At 36.0% G+C, this 14,742-nt stretch carries 12 protein-coding genes and 2 other annotated features; of the genes, 11 read left to right on the top strand and 1 reads right to left on the bottom strand.

From position 1 onward, the window contains the following. Nucleotides 1-91: 91 nt before the first annotated feature. From J4P91_RS11005 to J4P91_RS10975, 7 genes are all read left to right on the top strand, one after another. Complete coding sequence (locus tag J4P91_RS11005) at nt 92-346, top strand: hypothetical protein (RefSeq protein WP_017149788.1); 255 nt, start codon at nt 92-94, stop codon at nt 344-346. 523 nt (nt 347-869) lie between these two features. Beyond that, nucleotides 870-1,997 carry a conserved virulence factor C family protein gene (locus tag J4P91_RS11000; protein WP_017149787.1) on the top strand — a complete coding sequence of 376 codons (1,128 nt, stop codon included), beginning with the start codon at nt 870-872 and terminating at the stop codon, nt 1,995-1,997. A 4-nt stretch (nt 1,998-2,001) separates the two neighbouring features. Continuing rightward, nucleotides 2,002-2,385 carry a thiol-disulfide oxidoreductase DCC family protein gene (locus J4P91_RS10995; protein WP_207994175.1) on the top strand — a complete coding sequence of 128 codons (384 nt, stop codon included), beginning with the start codon at nt 2,002-2,004 and terminating at the stop codon, nt 2,383-2,385. An 82-nt stretch (nt 2,386-2,467) separates the two neighbouring features. Further along, nucleotides 2,468-2,902, top strand: coding sequence for a BrxA/BrxB family bacilliredoxin (locus J4P91_RS10990; protein ID WP_017149785.1), 435 nt, complete (start codon nt 2,468-2,470; stop codon nt 2,900-2,902). A gap of 48 nt (nt 2,903-2,950) precedes the next feature. Beyond that, nucleotides 2,951-3,727 carry a class I SAM-dependent methyltransferase gene (locus J4P91_RS10985; RefSeq protein ID WP_207994174.1) on the top strand — a complete coding sequence of 259 codons (777 nt, stop codon included), beginning with the start codon at nt 2,951-2,953 and terminating at the stop codon, nt 3,725-3,727. 40 nt (nt 3,728-3,767) lie between these two features. Then, nucleotides 3,768-3,982 (top strand) — a binding site (T-box leader). Between the two features lie 45 nt (nt 3,983-4,027). Then, nucleotides 4,028-5,716: an arginine--tRNA ligase gene (argS, locus tag J4P91_RS10980; RefSeq protein WP_207994173.1), complete on the top strand. Its 1,689-nt coding sequence runs from the start codon at nt 4,028-4,030 to the stop codon at nt 5,714-5,716. A 136-nt stretch (nt 5,717-5,852) separates the two neighbouring features. Beyond that, a complete protein-coding gene (locus J4P91_RS10975; RefSeq protein ID WP_207994172.1) occupies nt 5,853-6,257 on the top strand; it encodes a PH domain-containing protein in 405 nt (134 codons plus the stop codon). Between the two features lie 195 nt (nt 6,258-6,452). Here J4P91_RS10975 and J4P91_RS10970 read toward each other — a convergent pair whose 3' ends face one another. Next, on the bottom strand, nt 6,453-6,785 hold the full coding sequence (locus tag J4P91_RS10970; protein WP_207994171.1) for a hypothetical protein: 333 nt from the start codon (nt 6,783-6,785) through the stop codon (nt 6,453-6,455). Between the two features lie 257 nt (nt 6,786-7,042). On the opposite strand from J4P91_RS10970, the gene J4P91_RS10965 reads away from it, so the two are divergent. The 4 genes from J4P91_RS10965 to J4P91_RS10950 all read left to right on the top strand — a co-directional run bounded on the left by J4P91_RS10965 (nt 7,043) and on the right by J4P91_RS10950 (nt 14,738). After that, complete coding sequence (locus tag J4P91_RS10965) at nt 7,043-7,924, top strand: methyltransferase domain-containing protein (protein WP_207994170.1); 882 nt, start codon at nt 7,043-7,045, stop codon at nt 7,922-7,924. Between the two features lie 279 nt (nt 7,925-8,203). Next, the gene (locus tag J4P91_RS10960; RefSeq protein ID WP_207994169.1) at nt 8,204-9,031 is read left to right on the top strand and encodes a DegV family protein; all 828 of its coding nucleotides are present in this window, start codon (nt 8,204-8,206) and stop codon (nt 9,029-9,031) included. 476 nt (nt 9,032-9,507) lie between these two features. Further along, nucleotides 9,508-9,747: a binding site (T-box leader), on the top strand. A 54-nt stretch (nt 9,748-9,801) separates the two neighbouring features. Beyond that, on the top strand, nt 9,802-12,903 hold the full coding sequence (gene ileS, locus J4P91_RS10955) for an isoleucine--tRNA ligase (RefSeq protein ID WP_207994168.1): 3,102 nt from the start codon (nt 9,802-9,804) through the stop codon (nt 12,901-12,903). A gap of 326 nt (nt 12,904-13,229) precedes the next feature. Then, nucleotides 13,230-14,738, top strand: a complete 1,509-nt coding sequence (locus J4P91_RS10950; protein ID WP_207994167.1) for a M36 family metallopeptidase — start codon at nt 13,230-13,232, stop codon at nt 14,736-14,738. Nucleotides 14,739-14,742: the final 4 nt, after the last annotated feature.

The following is a 14,742-nucleotide window of genomic DNA, read 5'->3' as shown; positions in this document are numbered from 1 at the left end:
TGCATTAATTTGTTTTTTTGTGGAAATATATGCCAGTAAGCGTTTGGTTTGAACGTTCTATTTTTTAGAGTATGACAGGAGGAGAATGAATATGGCGAAAATTGAAGTAGGCGAAATTTTTACCCTTAGCGATGAGATAGGGGTTAAGAAGAACAGCGCACAAATAACAGATTGTTATGATTTATCTGACCTTATTGGCAAACAAGTATTAGGCGTAGTAAACTTCCCTCCAATGAGGGTTGCTGATTTTAGTTCAGAAGTATTAGTGATGGGGGTCTATGCAGAACAGGGTGTTGTGCTTATAGAACCTCAACAAAATGTAAAAAAAGGAGACCGATTAGGATAAAGTTAGCCATGTACACATAGCTTTAAATAGTTGTATACCATATTCATATGTGATTAACATAACGTCTCATTATTGGTAGTATCCAAAAAAATCTCACTTCTTATCTTTTTTCAGATAAGAAGTGAGATTTTTTGTTTTGGGGGTGACTTGATTTCTTAGCTTGATGGGCATGGGATTCACCACACCATTTCGGGAAAATTGTGTATTTTGACATGATTTAGACTCAATTACATGAAGCAAGGAACTGCTTATGTATATATGCGTTGCTTGGAGAAAATCTGTTAGGAATGCGTCAGAGTATTGTAAAAGGAATGTATAAAACAGAAAGGATTACGTTTTTGAAGAAGAGAGGAGAACATCATACCAAAAGAGATATATCTATAGAGTCAGTTCTTACATGATATTCATGAATTCTACTAAGACTACAATTGTTATTAGAAAAAGTAAGCGTCTCAGTAGGAGTATAGTAATAGAACATGTTACAATACAGCTAATAACAAGCAATAAAGGAGAGTACATTTACGTGAAGATTAAAGCAATTGAACCGACGCCAAGTCCAAATACAATGAAAGTTATTTTAAATGAAGTGTTACCATCAGGAGCACGTAATAATTATACAAATGAAAATGCAGAACAGGCACCAGAGCAAGTGCAGCATATTTTAAAAATTGAAGGTATTAAAGGGGTATATCATGTTGCGGACTTTTTAGCAGTTGAACGAAATGCGAAGTATGACTGGAAAGTACTTTTACAACAAGTTCGCGCTGTGTTTGGAGAAGAAGTGACAGAAGAAGATGAGAGGGAGCAACTTTCACATTTTGGTGAAGTGAAAGTATTCATTCAAATGTTCTTTACAATTCCGATGCAGGTGAAATTAACAGATGGGACAACAGAAGAACGAGTTGGCTTACCAGACCGTTTTAAAGAAGCGATTATGAAAGTGCAAATGTCAGCACCTAACGTTGTCAAAGAGCGTAAATGGGTGGAGCAAAGTACACGTTATGGCAATTTTGAAGAGATCGGAAAAGAAGTTGTTGAAGAAATTGTAGCTGCTTATCCAGAAGATCGTGTTGAAAAGACTGTAAAAGAATTATTAGATCAAGCGGGTGCTACAGAAGTAACGATTACAAAGCGTGAACCATATAAAGTAACAGAAGAGATGATGGCAGATTCTGATTGGAAAAACCGTTACGCAGCACTTGAGCAAATGGACCCTACTGAAGAAGACATTCCTGTATTGAAAAAAGCGTTAGAGGATGAGAAAGTATCCATTCGCCGATTAGCAACAGCGTACTTAGGTATGGTAAAAGGTGAGGAAGTATTACCGTTACTATATAAAGCTTTATTAGATCGTTCTGTAAGTGTACGCCGTACAGCAGGCGATTGCTTATCAGATGTAGGTGATCCAGCAGCGATGTTTGTCATGATTAAATCATTAAAAGATCCAAGTAAATTAGTGCGCTGGCGTGCAGCGATGTTCTTATTTGAACTTGGTGATGAAAGTGCGATACCAGCATTACGCGTAGCGCAAGATGATCCAGAGTTCGAAGTAGCAATGCAAGCTCGTTTAGCATTAGAACGTATTGAGGGCGGAGAAGAAGCGAAAGGATCTGTTTGGAAACAAATGACGGAGTCTCGTAAAGGAGAATAATCATATGCTCGTTTTCTATGATAGTTGGTGTCCGATGTGCACGGCAGTTGCAGAGCGTACGAAGAAGCTTGATAAAAAAGGTGCGGTGAAGTTTATTTCTTTTCGTGATAAAGATGTTGTGGAAGAGTATCAGCTTTCTGAAGCATTACAAACTAAGATGGAACAAAGACTTTATATTTTCCAAAACGACAAATGGTACGATGGAATTGGCAGCATTTATGTTTTAGCAAAGTTTATCCCAGCATATTGGATTGCGGTTCCATTTATTAAGTTATCTATGCTACTTGGATTTGGAAATAAAGTATACGACTATATCGCCAATAATAGAAAACTTGTTCCTGTTGGACACTGCCGCGAAGGGATTTGCGAAATCCCTTCAAAAAAATGATGACAACGTTATCTTTCTTTTGCACCTATTATAAGAGCGTGATATGATGAATTTGGAATGAAAGTTGAAGGAGAGATACAAGATGTCAAATGCATACGAAGAGTACATGCGTCAAATGGTAATTCCAATGCGCCAAGAGTTAGTGCGTGCGGGATTTGAAGAATTAACTACTGAAGAAGCTGTAAAAGAATATATGGAAAATGCGACAGGTACAACATTAGTTGTCGTAAACTCTGTTTGCGGATGTGCAGCTGGTTTAGCTCGTCCATCAGCTGGTCAAGCGGTTGTACGTTCTGAAAAACAACCTGACCATCTTGTAACTGTATTTGCAGGACAAGATAAAGACGCAACAGCTACAATGCGTGAGTACTTCGGAGATATTCCACCGTCTTCACCATCTATGGCGTTATTAAAAGGAAACGAAGTTGTTCACTTCATTCATCGTCATGAAATTGAAGGAGCAACAATGGAAGAGATTATCAACAATTTAGAACAAGCTTTTGAAAAGCATTGCTAAAAAGGGGGAGTAATTCTCCCTTTTTTCTTTATATATTGAGGTGAAAAGATGATTGTAACAACAGCAGGACGAACAAATGAGGAAATGATGGCTTATGCAAAAGAGGTAGCGGAAGAATTGCAATGTTCTTTTGTAGTACGTAATGATATATCTGTTTCCAAATTACATGAGCAGTTTGAACAAGATGTACTCGTCGTAGGAAAGAATCGATTAGCAATTTATCCAAAAGGTACGGAAGAATCGTTCTTTTTCCATCCTAATTCGGCAATGTTTCGTGTGAAGAGATTAATGCGGGGAGAGCATGATCCATTTGTAGAAGCTGCAAAGTTAGAACAAGGAATGACGGTACTAGATTGTACGCTCGGTATGGCATCAGATAGTATTGTTGCAAGCTATGTTGTTGGAGAAGAAGGAGTTATAACGGGGCTTGAGGGAAATCGTTACATGGCTTATATAATGAATAAAGGTTTAAAGCAGTGGTGTGCGGGTATTTCAGAAATCGATGAAGCGATGCGCAGAATTAGAGTGAAGAAAAACGAGCATTTTGATTTCTTAAAGCGCTGCGAAGACAACAGTTATGATGTTGTTTATCTGGATCCAATGTTTGAAGAAACAGTAATTGAATCAGATGGAATTCGCGGTTTAAAACACTTTGCTTTGTATAACGATGTTACAGATGAAACGATTGCGGAAGCAAAGCGTGTCGCTAGGAAGCGTGTTGTTTTGAAAGATCATTTCCGTAGTACACGATTTGAACGACATAATTTTTTTGTCTATAAGCGAAAAAGTGCAAAATTTCATTTTGGTGTAATTGAACCTTGCTAATTATTTGAAAAGATGTATAATAAGCAATAATCAATCATATAGGATGTCGTAGATGAAGAGAGTAGTCTGGTTCAGAAGTAAAGCGAGCTAGGGATGGTGAGAGCCTAGTACGGAGAAACGGATGAAGCGCACTTCGGAGACGCTGCTTGAAATGAATAGTAGAGTAAGCCGGGGCCCCCTGTCCTCGTTATAAACGGGAAAGTGGTTCGAAGTGAACAACAAGGGTGGTACCACGGGTGATAACTCGTCTCTTTTTTAGAGACGAGTTTTTTTGTGTTTAAAAAATAAGGAGGGAGCAACATGGAATATAAAATTAAATTTGCAAAAAGTTTATTTGAAGTAATTGAATCAGAATTATCATTGGAACAGATTACAGATCTAATTGAAACTCCGAAGCAAGATGAATTCGGAGACGCAGCATTCCCTTGTTTCATGCTCGCCAAGCAATATAAAAAAGCACCGGCAATTATCGCGAAAGAAATCGCTGAGAACTTAAACGATCCATTTTTTACAAAAGTGGAGGCTGTTGGGCCATATGTGAATGTATTTTTCAATCGTCACATAGTAAGTGATGATGTATTAAAAACGATTTTAGCTGAAAAAGAAGAATATGGACAAGGATATTTTGGGCGAGAAAAAACAGTAGTAATCGATTACTCTTCACCAAATATCGCGAAACCGTTCTCCATGGGACATTTACGTTCAACGATGATTGGCAATTCTTTAAAACATATCGCTGAAAAGTGTGGATATGAGGTTGTAGGAATCAATTATATTGGTGATTGGGGAACACAGTTTGGAAAATTAATTACTGCATATAAAAAATGGGGAAATGAAGAGCTTGTAAAAGAAGATCCGATTCGTGAATTATTCAAATTATATGTTCATTTCCACGAAGAAGTGAAAGAGAATCCAGAGCTAGAAGAAGAAGGTCGTGCATGGTTTAAGAAATTAGAAGACGGTGATGAAGAAGCAGTCTTTTTATGGAATTGGTTCCGTCATGAATCTTTAAAAGAGTTCTCTCGTATTTATGAACTTCTTGGTGTTGAATTTACAAACTTCCAAGGAGAGGCTTTCTATAATGATAAAATGGATGACTTTGTTGAGATTTTAGAAGAAAAAGGATTATTAGAAGAATCAGATGGAGCACAAGTTGTCAATTTAGAAAAAGAAGATATGCCACCATGTTTAATTAAAAAATCAGATGGGGCTACACTTTATGCAACACGTGATTTAACAGCGGCACTATATCGTCAAAACACATATGAGTTTGATAAAGCGCTATATGTGGTAGGTGCAGAACAAAGCTTACATTTTACGCAATTTTTCACTGTATTAAAGAAACTTGGTTATCATTGGGTAGATGGTATGGCTCATGTACCATTTGGACTCATTTTAAAAGATGGTAAAAAGATGTCCACACGTAAGGGTAAAGTTGTACTGCTTGAAGAAGTATTGGAGGAAGCGATTACGCTTGCAGAGCAAAACATTGAAGAGAAAAATCCAGACTTAAAGCAAAAAGAGGAAGTGGCTAAGCAAGTTGGTGTTGGGGCAGTTATTTTCCATGATTTAAAAAATGAACGTATGCATAATATTGAATTCTCTTTAGAAAAAATGCTGAAATTTGAAGGTGAAACAGGACCGTACGTCCAATACACACATGCACGTGCTTGCTCCATTTTACGAAAAGAAAATGCCGAATTTGAAACAGAATTATTTGCGTTAAGCGATGATCATAGTTGGAGTACGATAAAATTATTAAATAGATTCCCAAAGGTCATTGAAACAGCCTTTTCAAAAAATGAACCTTCACATATTGCGAAGTATTTATTAGATGTTGCACAAGCATTTAATAAATACTATGGAAATGTTCGTATTTTAGAAGATGATAACGAGAAGGAAAGTAGACTTGCACTTGTTTATGCAGTAACGATTGTGTTAAAAGAAGGATTGCGTTTACTTGGTATGGGTACTCCGGAAGAGATGTAAGTAAAACAATATTATAACTTGAAAATTGTCCAATTACACATAGAAAGAACTTAATTAAATTAGAAGGTTTATATAGTAGAGAAAATAGAGGTAATGTAGTAAACAACTAGTAGATTTCATAATAAGAGGTATTAAAATGTTAACAAACCAGTATTTAGATGAATTATTTGACGAGTTAAAAATCGAAGGCGAAACATACTTTTATTATTTCTACACAATGAAAATGGCATCAACATCAGAGTATTTCAAGTTAGGTTTTGGAGCGTTACTAGAGAATGAGCATCAAATAATATGTTTTACAAATAAAAGAATAATGTTATTAGAGATAACACCTTTACAGGGTAAGTTCAACGGTAACAAGAAGTATATAGACATGAAAGATGTAGAAAGCGCGAAAGTTAAGAGAGGGTGGTTTAAGACTAAAATAACTGTTACATTGACAGGTAACAGAGGAGATATTGTAATAAAATCAAATAGTTTCACAATTGGATTGTCAAATCAAAGAAAGAATTTAATAAGTTTAGAAAAGATGTATGGTTAAAGGTATATTTTTTATAAAAATATGTTCCAATTCAATATATTAAGAGTGTGTTTTAATCAATCTTTTTTTCAAAAAACACACTCTTTCTTTTGATTGTTTATCAAGGTTATTAGTATCAATTTGAACAAAATTCATTCTAAAGCAATATATAATAGTATGAAAATACCAGCTGTAACTATTCCCTAAAGTGTTAATTCATTCCTCAACATTAACTATATAATCTTTTCTCCAGGAAACATCTGCAAAAATTTCTTGGTTTCTATCACTAGAAAGGTATCCACGTATATAAATTGAATGCGTTCCCAATTCATTAGAAAAATCAGCGTGTGTTATTGTAACATCTAAATTTTTTTCTTTTTTAAAATAATCGATAGCAGCCTTTACCGCTTTTGCTTTTATTGCTTCTTCTTCTTGAGGAGACTTTGTAAGTAAAGGATGAGCCGCATTTATGAATTCGATAGCTGTACAAGATGTAACACCAACAAAAATAAGACTCCCTATGATTACGAGTTTTAAATATTTTTTCATTAAGTTTCACCTCTCAACATATCTATTATCCCACACTTTAATATCATATCATTCAAATATGATGAGAAGGATTATTTATTTTTTAATAAAATGACCTTTAGTTTGTCACTAAAAATAATGACTAGAAAGAATCATAACATGAAGTGCTGCATCAAGATTAAGAACTAAAATTCATATCCCTTTTTAAAACAATCTATTAGTACTTCGTAGCATTGCGACAACTTAACATTCTTTATAAACACAAGGAGGTAGCTCGATTGAAAGAGTATGAATGGGATAATAGGTTAGAGTATTTAAGAAATACAAGAGATCTATACTATAATGACGACTATCTAGACTTTTTAGTAAATTCAGTTTGGAAAATTTCTAAACCAGTTCATATTGTTGACTATGGTTGTGGATTCGGCTATTTAGGTCTGAAACTATTACCTTTGCTACCGATAGGATCAAGATATACTGGCATTGATAAAGGAAAGCAGTTACTCAATGAAGCAAGAAACTTGTTTCATCCTCTTCCGTATGAAGCAGAGTTTAATGAGGCAGATGTTACTGAAATAGAATTAGAGAGTAAGTATGATATAGCAATCTGCCATGCTTTTTTATTACATATGAACAATCCGAAGACAGTGTTACAAAAAATGATAGATTCAGTGGTAGATGGAGGTAATATTATATGTTTTGAGCCGCACTGGATCTCGAATATGTCTTCGTACTATTTGAATAATCTAGAGCAATCTGAAATGATCCAGCTTGGTGTTCTTCAAAAATTGTTTGAAAAAGATGCAGAGCGAAATGGAAAAGATGGTAACATTGGAATGAAGTTACCGATATATTTAAGTGAGCTAGGTGTAGAAAAAATCGAGTGCAGGGTTAGCGATAAAGTTAATTTTCTTAATACGAATGAGATGCAAAGAGATAAACAACAATTGTATCACTCACTTAAGGAAGAGGGGATCGGTAATACACCTGCTGAAAAGGATGATTTTATTGGACGTTTAATAAATCGAGGACTGACATATAATGAAGCAATAACACAGTACGAGGCAGAATTAAGATTCTCTAAAGAGTTTACTATAGATTCTTCTTTAGTTTATGCTCCAAGTATGAAAATTACTTTTGGTATAGTGAAAAACAAATAATGTAAATAAAGTAATGAGATAAGGTTTCTAACTTCGTATACGTGTTAGAAGCCTTGTTTTTTAGTTTGATAGTATTTACGAAAAGTAAATATGTCGAAATTGTGTATGAATGCGAATAGATTCGATATTAATTTTGAAAAATTTGCTCAAATAATCCATCTCTTATGGAATAATAGATCTAGTCTTGTTATGATAGCAAGCATAGTCCTTTTTATAACTCGCATGGATAGATTTGTGAGAGAAGTTCAAGAAAAAGGATGCACACAAGGGAGGAACAACATGAAGCGTGTTGCTTGGTTTACTGATAGTACAACTGCAAGCTTTACAACAAGTGAAGATAATTTTGTTATACCTATTGAAATTGTTATTAATGGAACGGCCTATAAAGACTGTGAGGAAGGTGTTCGTGAACGTGTTTACGATGCGTTAAAAGAAGGTGTAACCGTAACTACGTCACAACCTAATCTAGGAGAGATGGTTGCTCTTTTCTCTAAATGTAAAGAAGAATATGAAGAAGGATTTGCTGTCACAATTAGCGGCAAAGTAAGTGGTACCTATCAAAATATGATACTTGCAGCAGAAATGGCAGGATTTCCTTTAATTGTAATAGATAGTGAAACAACAAGTTATCCAATGGATGAACTTTTAACAAAAGCACAAACGTTATACCGTGAGGGTATGACTTTACAAGATATACAAAAAACAATACAACACGTTGAACGTAGTCCTTACTATGTATTTCCAAAAGATCTGAAAGGTTTATATGCAAGTGGACGTGTGAAGGGTGTGCAATTTATACTAGGTAGTCTACTAAGCGTAAACCTAATTCTAGAAGTACACCATGGCGAACTTGTGATGAAAAAGAAAGTTCGTAAAATACAAAAATGTAAAGAATATATGCAAAACGAACTTGAAAGAGAAATTCCGAATGTAGTACATGTTTTTCACGCTAATGATGAAGCAGGGGCAGAAGAATGGATTGCCGATTTCAGAGAAACATTTCCTGAAATGAAGTTTCTACTTTACCCAATTCCTATATCTTTTGCTGTTCATGCAGGAGCTGGAACAATTGCGATTAGCTTTTCGAAAGGGGAAACCCGTGAATAATTCACGGGTTTTTTTGATGTTCTAGTTCTTAGATTCTGTATACATAGCTATAACCTAATGTCGTTTTTTCATTTTCCACAAAAACAAGCAAAGATAGCATAAAAGAAGAACACTAAATATGTAGAAAGCGTTTGTTAATCCAAATAGATCTGATAAACCTCCGCTAAGCATTGACCCGAAAAACAAACCAATTGAGTATGCTGTATTATAGATAGCAAAAAGTATACCATACGCATGAATCCCATTTTGATCTGCAAGGTATGTAAGTTCTGGCAAGGCGGGTGCTAGTAGAAGGCTAAAACTAATTCCGAGGATAGCAAGTACAAATATTTCAAGGGCGGTATGGGAAACGATAAAGAAATAGAAGTTTTTCACGATGTATAAAATTCGAAAATCAGGACAAAAATAAAAATATATTTTTGAATTGATTGACAATTATCTGTTTCATGGAATAAAATAACTGTTAATAAAAGTATACAAATCTGAAGACGAGAAAGAGTAAAATATCGTATTGTTCCCCAGAGAGCCGGTGCTATGCTGAAAGCCGGTGTACAGACTTTATTTGAAAATCATCTCCGAGGAGCCGTGGCTGAATAAAGTAAGCTCGGACGGATGTCTACCGTTACAAAGAACGCGTATGTTAGTACGTTGCTAAGCGCTATTAGTTAAAAGGCTAATAGAATTAGGGTGGTAACGCGGGTAAACCCGTCCCTACTTTTAGGGACGGGTTTTTTGTGTGCTTTTACAAAATTTCAAAGGAGTGATTGTAAATGGAGAAGGTAGATGTAAAAGAATCAGCTGTAGGGAGAGAAACACGAATTCGCAAGCAGTGGAACAAGCAGAATATCTTTGAGCAATCCATTCGAAATCGTGAAGGTGCACAATCTTTCGTTTTTTATGAAGGGCCACCAACTGCAAATGGACTGCCGCACGTGGGACATGCGCTCGGACGGACGATTAAAGATTTAGTAGCGAGATATAAAACAATGACTGGGTATAAAGTACTTCGAAAAGCTGGCTGGGATACGCACGGATTACCGGTAGAATTAGGAGTTGAAAAACAGCTTGGTATTTCTGGTAAACATGAGATTGAAAAATACGGAATTGAACCGTTTATCCAAAAATGTAAAGAAAGTGTATTTACGTATGAGAAGCAGTGGCGTGAATTTACTGAAAGCATCGGATATTGGGTCGATATGGATGACCCGTATGTAACGTTGGAAAATCCTTATATCGAGAGTGTATGGCATATTCTTGGAACGATTCATGAAAAAGGGCTTTTATATAAAGGGCACCGAGTTTCACCATACTGTCCAAGTTGCCAAACATCACTTAGTTCACATGAAGTAGCGCAAGGATATAAAACAGTAAAGGATTTAAGTGCAACGGTAAAGTTTAAAGTATTGAATAGGGAAAATGAATACTTTTTGGGATGGACAACAACGCCATGGACGCTACCTGCCAACGTGGCACTTGCTGTACATCCGGATATGGAATACGTGAAAGCTGAGAAAGATGGAACGGTTTATATTGTCGCAAAAGAGCGTGCAAATGATGTGTTAAAAGAAGGGTATCAAGTATTATCTACTCATAAAGGAGAAGAATTGGTAGGTATTTCATATACACCGCCGTTTCTTATGGATGAAGTTACGAATGGCTATCGTGTTATTTCGGCGGATTTTGTTACAGGAGATAGCGGGACAGGGCTCGTTCATATCGCACCAGCTTATGGGGAAGATGATTATAAAGTTGTACAAAATCAAGGGTTATCGTTTCTTCATGTTGTGGATGAGCAAGGTAAGTATACAAAAGTTGTTCCATTCTTACAAGGGAAATTTGTGAAAGAGTGCGATGTTGATATTGTTCGTTATTTAGCTGGGGAAGGCTTGCTATATCATAAAGAGAAATATGAACATAGTTATCCGCATTGCTGGCGCTGCGATTCACCACTTCTGTACTACGCTGGAGAAAGCTGGTTTATTCGGACAACTGAAATCAAGGAGACCTTCTTGAAAAATAATGATGTAGTCACATGGTATCCAGATCATATGAAGCACGGAAGATTTGGAAAGTTTTTAGAGAATATGGTGGACTGGAATATTAGCCGCAAACGCTACTGGGGAACACCTCTAAATGTATGGGAATGTGAAAACTGTGATCATCAATTTGCGCCGAAGAGTATTGATGAATTAAGAAGGCATAGCGTAGGACATACTGTTGAAAATTTAGAACTGCATAAACCGTATGTAGATGAAGTGAAGGTATGCTGTGAAAAATGCGGCAGTTCGATGACTCGTACGACAGAAGTAATCGATGTTTGGTTTGATAGCGGTTCGATGCCATTTGCACAGTATCATTATCCCTTTGAAAATAAAGAGCTATTTGCGGAACAATTCCCAGCTGATGTAATTGCTGAAGGTGTCGATCAAACGCGTGGTTGGTTTTATAGCTTATTAGCAGTATCGGCTTTATACACTGGAAAAGTGCCATACAAACGTGTATTATCTCTTGGACATGTGCTAGATGAACAAGGACAGAAAATGTCTAAAAGTAAAGGGAATGCATTAGATCCAGTAGAGTTAGTTGAAAAATTTGGTGCAGATGCACTAAGATGGGCTCTCCTTGTTGATAGTGCACCGTGGAATGCAAAACGTTTTTCTGAAAGAACTGTCCAAGAGGCAAAATCAAAACTGGTAGATACCCTTGTGAATGTATATAGTTTTTATGTTTTATATGCAAAATTAGATGAATACAACCCAAAAGGGAAGTATGAGGTTAAGAGAACAAAACTAGATGAGTGGGTGCTATCACGTCTTCATAGTACAACGAAAAACGTAAGAAGCGCATTAGAAGAGTATCAATTTACAAATGCAGCTCGTGAAATTGCCTATCTTGTAGATGAGGTAAGTAACTGGTATGTAAGACGTTCACGCAATCGTTTTTGGGAGTCTGGTATGAATCCTGAAAAGGCAGCGGCATATGAAACTCTTCATGAAGTGCTTGTTACACTTAGTAAGTTACTTGCTCCGTTTACGCCATTTGTAGCGGAAGATATTCATCTTAACTTAGAAGGAAGTAGTGTTCATTTAACGGATTATCCAGCAGCGGATGAAACCGTTATTCAAACAAAGCTAGAACAAGAAATGGATGCTGTTTTACAAGTTGTCGAGCTCGGACGTAGCAACCGAAATCAACATGCATTAAAAGTAAAACAACCATTAGCAGAACTTGTATTACTCGAACATCATGAACAGAAAGTGGATTGGGAATCTTATCGTGACATTGTAATGGATGAACTGAACGTAAAGGCATTTCATGTAGAATTAGATGAAACAAAGTATACATCGTATCAATTAAAGCTGAATTTTAAGACGGCAGGACCGAAGTTCGGGAAGAACGTAAATGCTGTAAATCAGTGGTTAAAACAATTATCGAAAGAGGAGGTACAAAATTTTGTTGTAGATGAAAAAGCAATGTGTAAGCTTGTTTCAGGAGACGAAGTTGCAGTAACACTTGAAGATGTATTGGTAGAACAAGTGCCCAAAGCAGGTTTTTCTAATACGACAAATGGACAATATACAGTTATGTTAGATACGAATGTGACAGATGAATTGTTACAAGAAGGGGTGGCGCGAGAATTTATTCGTGCTGTTCAAGAGTATCGAAAACAATTGAATTTACCTGTTAATTTGCGAGTGGATGTGACGATTGACACAGATGATGAGTTACAAAATACATTAACGAAGCATAAAGGTTTACTAGAAGAAAACTTGTTAGTAAAGCAATTTACATTCCACACGTTAACACAAGAGGATGACGAAATTTCTTTAGGTGAGAAAAAGGTTCGGATTAAGTTAAGCCCGGCTAGTTAAGACACAAAAAGTAGTATGTAAATAGAAAGTTTAATCATAAAATCCTGCATGAATCATGCAGGATTTTGTTTTTATGTTGCGAAAGAGACAAGGATTAATACCTGTTTGCAGTTGAAAATGATAGAACAACACAACTTATATCAAAACATCAGTATTCTTTTTGCTTAGAATAAATGCAGCTTTCGAAAGTATTTATTACTTTGATACACAAATATTGAGAAAATATTACTTTATCTATTGATACAAAAAAGAGAAAGGTAATATAACAAGGCTTATAGAATTACTCGTACATTCAAAATTTATTAAGAGAGTGGAGAGTGGTTCTAATGTTCAAAAAAAGAGTAGTGGCAATTGCTACAGCAATACCGTTAGTACTAGGTACAGTATCTACTGCTTCAGCGGTAGAAGAGAAACAAGTAAAGATAGACAGGTATTCTCCAAAGGAAAAAGCAGCCGAATATTTAAAAGCAAATGCCGTGCAATATTCATTAAAGCCGGATCTATCAGACTTACAGTATATTTCAACAACGGATACACAGGTAGCTTCATATGTTAGATTTCAACAAGTAGTAAATGGTGCTCCTGTATTTTCAAGACAAATAACCGTGACTCTTAATGGAAAAGGTCAAGGATTACTTGCAGTTTCTGATTATCAGCCTGTTCAGAGGGTGAAAGAAATAAAGCAAAAGATTAGTGAAAAAGATGCAGAACAAAAATCAAAGGCATACGTTGGCGGAGAAAGTGAACAAAATTTATGGGCTCCAACAATGAATGAATTTGGGTATGTCATTGAAGAAGGAGTTGCTATTCCGGTATACAGAGTTATAGTCCATTCCAATCAACCATTTGGTGCGTGGGAAACATTCATTGATGCTGAGAGTGGAAAGTTAATTAAAAAGGTTGATATAAACAGGAAAGTGGAGGGAACGGGGAAAGTGTTTATGCCTAATCCTGTCGTATCAAGTGGTAGTTTAACTGGATTAAAGGATAATAATGATGCAGATTCCACTGCACTAAATAATCAATTAAAAACAGTTACGTTAAAAGGCTTAAATGGGACAGGCTCTTTAGTTGGAGATTATGTAACAATTTCTTCGAAGGCAAATACAAAATCTTCAACTCTTCAATTTAATTACACTCGTTCAAATGATAGTTTTGAAGATGTAATGGCGTATTATCATATTGACACTTTACAACGTTACATCCAACAAATAGGTTTTAAAAATATTAATAATCGTTCTATTAAAGTAAATGTAAATGGAACGACAGCTGATAATTCTTTCTACTCTCCATCAACGAAAGCTTTAACATTTGGAACCGGTGGAGTAGATGACGCCGAAGATGCAGGAATTATCGCACATGAATATGGGCATTCGATTCAAGATAATCAAGTTTCAGGGTTCGGGAATTCGGCAGAAGGTGGAGCGATGGGAGAGGGATTTGGAGATTTCCTAGGTGCTACTTATGAAGATGCTACATCAAGTACAGGATATGGAAAAGCATGTGTAGGAGAATGGGATGCGACTTCTTATTCCAGTTCCAATCCAACATGCTTACGACGTTTAGATAACAATAAAGTGTATCCAAGGGATATTGAGAACGAGGTACATGCAGATGGAGAAATTTGGGCGCAAGGAGAATATGAAATGGCACAATCTTTTGGCCGTGATGTAGCGACAAAAATCATTTTACAATCGCACTGGTCATTAACGCCAAATGCTAACTTCCGTGATGGAGCAAAAGCAATTAAACAAGCCGATGCTCTTCTATATGGAGGACAACATGCAGCGGAAATTGACCGGATTTGGGCAGCACGGGGAATTAGTACGAATTAATATT

Origin of the sequence: Bacillus sp. XF8 (assembly GCF_017498755.1) — a bacterium.
Lineage (GTDB): Bacteria > Bacillota > Bacilli > Bacillales > Bacillaceae_G > Bacillus_A > Bacillus_A bingmayongensis.
Note: the sequence above shows the minus strand (reverse complement) of the source record. Positions and strands in the feature narration are given on the sequence as shown.